Source organism: Variovorax sp. 01T439_2, assembly GCF_056398445.1.
In genome coordinates this window covers 1-4,349 of sequence record NZ_JBFTPJ010000499.1, presented here as the reverse complement: position 1 = coordinate 4,349, position 4,349 = coordinate 1, and the positions used below count along the sequence as shown (strand labels likewise).

At 66.6% G+C, this 4,349-nt stretch carries 2 protein-coding genes; both read left to right on the top strand.

Translation table 11 applies throughout. The features are described 5' to 3' along the window. Window positions 1-456 precede the first annotated feature (456 nt). The gene (locus AC1DOC_RS21495; RefSeq protein ID WP_015865978.1) at window positions 457-1,098 is read left to right on the top strand and encodes a hypothetical protein; all 642 of its coding nucleotides are present in this window, start codon (window positions 457-459) and stop codon (window positions 1,096-1,098) included. A 142-nt stretch (window positions 1,099-1,240) separates the two neighbouring features. Beyond that, on the top strand, window positions 1,241-4,150 hold the full coding sequence (locus AC1DOC_RS21490; RefSeq protein ID WP_015865977.1) for a beta strand repeat-containing protein: 2,910 nt from the start codon (window positions 1,241-1,243) through the stop codon (window positions 4,148-4,150). The last annotated feature ends 199 nt before the right edge of the window (window positions 4,151-4,349 follow it).

Sequence of the window (4,349 nt, the reverse complement as noted above, 5' to 3'; positions counted from 1 at the left end):
ATTGAATCTGACGTATTTGCCCGCGCGGCGCAATACTCGAAAAATCAGAGCCTTCGTTGACTTCATATCCAAGGCGCTAGAGCAAGCCTGATTTGCGCCTTTGCCGCATCGGAGATCTTCGTGACTCCGGCGGTTTCTCCACGTTCCATTTTTTAACGGCGATGCAGCCGGGCTTCTGCACGCCCCTGCATTGCCCTAGGCAGTTCCACGCATTGGCAGTTCCAAAATTGAAACCTCCATTTTCAAAATTGGAATCCTGTTTTTTGTAGCCGCCGCGGGCAAAATCGGTGTTGGTTACAAGTGAAAGTGAACGTACATTTCTGCGGATCGAAGGACTCAGGCATGTTGGAGTCGCCCGCGGAAAAAAGTTTCGCCGCATTGTGACTTATTTCCAGGTATTCGCGACCCTGCTGGCGATTCGTGCCGAATTGCCGTGATCTTTGAACTGGAGCAATCATGCTTATACAAAAACTGACTCAATCTTTTTTCCGCACGGCAGGCAGGCTGCCTGCTTTGGCTGCAAGCTTTGGCGCCGGAATGATCGCCGTGGCCAGCCTGGCTGCGCCGGCCTCGGCACAGCCTGTCGCGACCCCGTCTGCGCTCGCCCCCGAGAAAACCGTTGCGGTCACCCTGACGCAATTCAAGGTGGTGAAGGCTGCGGACGGCAAGGAGCAACTGCTGGATGCTTCCTCCGTCAAGCCGGGCGACATCCTGGAATACCGGGCAACCTACATCAACAAAACCGGCAAGCCGGTCTCCGGCCTGGTCGCCGATCTGCCGATCCCCGAGGGGCTCGAGTACCTGCCGCGCAGCGCCAAGCCTGGTGCCGCATTGGTCAAGGCAGCCACCAAGGATGGCGTTTTCGGCGCCGAGCCGCTGACGCGGAAGGCTGCGAACAACAAGACGGAGCCCGTGCCCTACGGCGACTACCGCGCGTTGCGCTGGGCGCTCGGCCAGCTGCCCGCCGGCGGCGAGACCGCCGTGACTGCGCGCGCCAAGGTCGAGATCGTCGTTCCGCCGGAGCCCAAGACCTCCCCCGCCGCGCCCCAGGCGCCGCCTGTGACGGTGCAGTCCGCTGCAGGCGCTGCCTCGCGCTGAGGTCGTGGTGGTTTCGCCTCCTGGCTTCCGTTCCCTTGCTTTCCTTTGCTATTGCGCGCAACCCGGCCCGTGTCTTCCGCCCGCGGAATCCATGAGCCGGGCTTTTTTTGTTCCTTTTTTTTGACAACCGAGGAGAAACCACGTGAGTCCCACCTTGCCAACCCGGCGCATCGGCTCGAGGCCGAGAGCCGCATGGGCGGGCGCCGCAGTTCTGTCTCTGGGCTTCCTGTTTGGAAGCTCGAGCGCATCTGCCGCACCGCCGCCCGCCAACACCGTCATCGGTAACCAGGCTTCGGCCACTTATTCGGATTCGTCCGGCACCACCCAGCTGGCCACCTCCAACCTGGTTCAGACCACGGTTCAGCAAGTCGGCTCCTTCACGCTGGACACCGTCAACCAGGTCACGACGACGGTCGTCAACACCAAGCTGGGCGCTGCAGGCTCGGTGGTGTACGCGCCGCACATCTTGACCAACACCGGCAACGGCTCGGACACCTTCACCATCACGGTGGATGCCGACAACGATGCCTTCTCGAAGGTCGAGGTCTATCCGGACGCGAACGGCGACGGCGTGCCCGACAGCACCACCCCGCTGTGTACCGCCGCGCCCGCTGCAGTCTGCAGCGTGCCCGCGCAGACCGTGCCCGGCAACAACGGCACGTTCCAGTTCGTCGTGGCCTACACGATTCCCGGCACGGCCACCACGCCGACCACCCCGTTTGACACGGCCACCATCACGGCCACCCCGGGCACGCCGGCGCTCTACACGGCGCCGAACACCTCGGCGGCCGACAAGGACCAGGTCAACCTGACCACCGTGGCCGCGTTCGGCGCCACCAAGTCGCTCGGCGTTCCGGCAGTGGCCGGCCCCGGCGGCGCGGCCTGGCCGCTCGCGAGCACCGGAGGCCCGCGTTCGTCGGCAGCCTCCTGCTCGACGACCTGGGCTGCAGGCCTGGCTTCCAGCGCGACTTGCCAGTACACGGTCTACACGCTCACCTTCAACAACACCGGCGGAGCGCCCGGCAAGTTCGCCCTGTCGGACACGCTGCCATCGGGCTTCACCTATGTCGCGGGTTCCGCCGTCTGGAGCAGCGCCCCGGGCGTGGCGCTGGGTGACGGTGCTGGCGGCGATCCGGCCGGCATCGACTTCCAGGTGGCCGGCAGCACGCTGAACGCCGTCGTGAACTCGCTCGGCCAGAACGTGACGCAGACGATCAGCTTCGTGGTGCTGGTGAACAACACCGCAGTGGTCGGCACCTCGACCACGACCAACGTGGGCCAGTACAACCCGACGGATTCCCCGGCTGCCACCGCCACGGCGATCGGCACCCTGGGTTCGAGCACCAACCCGGCGGCCTACACCGTCGTCGCCAGCTACGGCCTCGTCGTGGGTACCAACCCCTCGACCGCGGCAACGGCGGTCGACACGGTGGCGGGCACGCCCAATGGCACGGCGGCGGACACGACCACGCAGCCCTCGGTGGTTGCCGGCGGCAGCGTCAAGTTTCCGCAGACCGTGTTCAACACCGGCAGCGGCGTCGACAGCATCAACCTGAGCATTGCCAACGGAAGCTTCCCGGCGGGCACGACCTTCCTGCTGTTCGCGGCGGATGGCGTGACGCCGCTGCTCGACACCACCGGCGACGGCGTTCCCGACACCGGTCCGATCCCGGTCGGCGGCAGCGCCAACATCGTGGTGCAGGCCAACGTTCCGGCCAGCGCGACGGTGGGTTCGGGTCCGTTCAACGCGATCCTGACCGGCCGCTCCGCAGGCGACGCGACCAAGATCGACGCCACGCTCGACCAGGTCACCATCGTCGTCGGTTCGCTCGTCGACCTGACCAACAGCGCAGCCGGTACCGGCTCGGGTTCGGTGGCGGGCGGTGACTTGGGCCCTGGCCCGAGTCCGCAGCCGACCACCACCAACGCGACCCCTGCGGGCACCGGCACGATCTTCACGCTGTTCGTCAAGAACAACGATGCGACCGGCCCGGCAACGCAGACCTACGTGCTGGCGGCCAGCCAATCGACCAGCTTCCCGGGCACGCTGCCGGCGGGCTGGACGGTGAAGTTCGTGGCCGCGGGCGGTACCTGTACCGCCGCTGCGATCACCAGCGTGACCGTGGCTGCCGGTGCGCAGCAGCAGGTCGACGCCTGCGTGACGCCTCCCGCGACCCAGACGCCGGTGACGGCCCAGCCGATCTACTTCCGCGTGCTATCGAGCGCCGTGGCATCGACCGGCGTGCTCGTGTCCGACGCCAAGCATGATGCGGTGACCGTTGTCGCCGCCCAGACCCTGGGCGCCACGCTCACGCCGAACAACGTCGGCCAGGTCGCTCCGGGCGGCACCGTCGTCTATGCGCACACGCTGACCAACACCGGCTCCTTGAGCTGCGGCGCTTACACGCTCACGGCCACCGTGCCGGCAGGCGATGCGACGTTGGGCTGGACCACCGCGATCTACCTCGACGTCAATGGCGACGGCCAGATCGATGCGGGCGACACGCTCGTCACCGGCCCGATCGCCGGTCCGCTGGCGGCAGGCGCAACGCAGAAGCTGCTGGTGCGCGTGTTCGCACCGGGCGGCGCCGGCGCCGGCGCGACCGACACGGCCACCGTGACGGCGACGTTCACCGATCCGGCACCGAACTGCGGCGCGCCTTCGGCCACCGACATCAGCACCGTGATCACCGGCCAGATCCGCGTCGTCAAGACGCAGGCCGCCGACATCGCCTGCGACGGTACGGCTGACGCCGCTTTCGCAGCGACGCCCCTGTCGCTGAAGCCCGGCCAGTGCATCGTGTACCAGGTCGTCGCGACCAACGAAGGCACTGCGCCCATCACCAACATCGCGATCAACGACGCGGCGCCTGCATTCACCGGTCTCGCCGGTGCGACGCAGCCAGCCAACCAGTGCGTCTCCACGGGCGTGACCGGCACGGCGCTRGCCTATGCCCAGACCGCGACGGCGGTGAGCTGCGGCAGCGCAGCGAACACCGTGGCGCCGGCCGGTACCGCCACCTTGACCTTCGCCGTACGCATCAACCAGTGATGCGCGATTGAGTCGCCGGCAGGCCGCTTCGGGCCTGCCGGCTTTACGCGAGGCACCGCCTTCACGGCTGCGCTTCGCCTTTTTCCCCTGCTGCTTTCTCGCCGCGCGCTTACGCACGCGTGCATGGCAGCGGCAGAGGAAAAAGACCCAGGTATTCACGGCCCAAGCAGGCGCCGAAAGGTTAAGCGGAGTGCAATTC

Coding starts and splice junctions, on each gene's coding strand:
- AC1DOC_RS21495 (WP_015865978.1), top strand. CDS start 457: ATGCTTATACAAAAACTGACTCAATCTTTTTTCCGCACGGCAGGCAGG.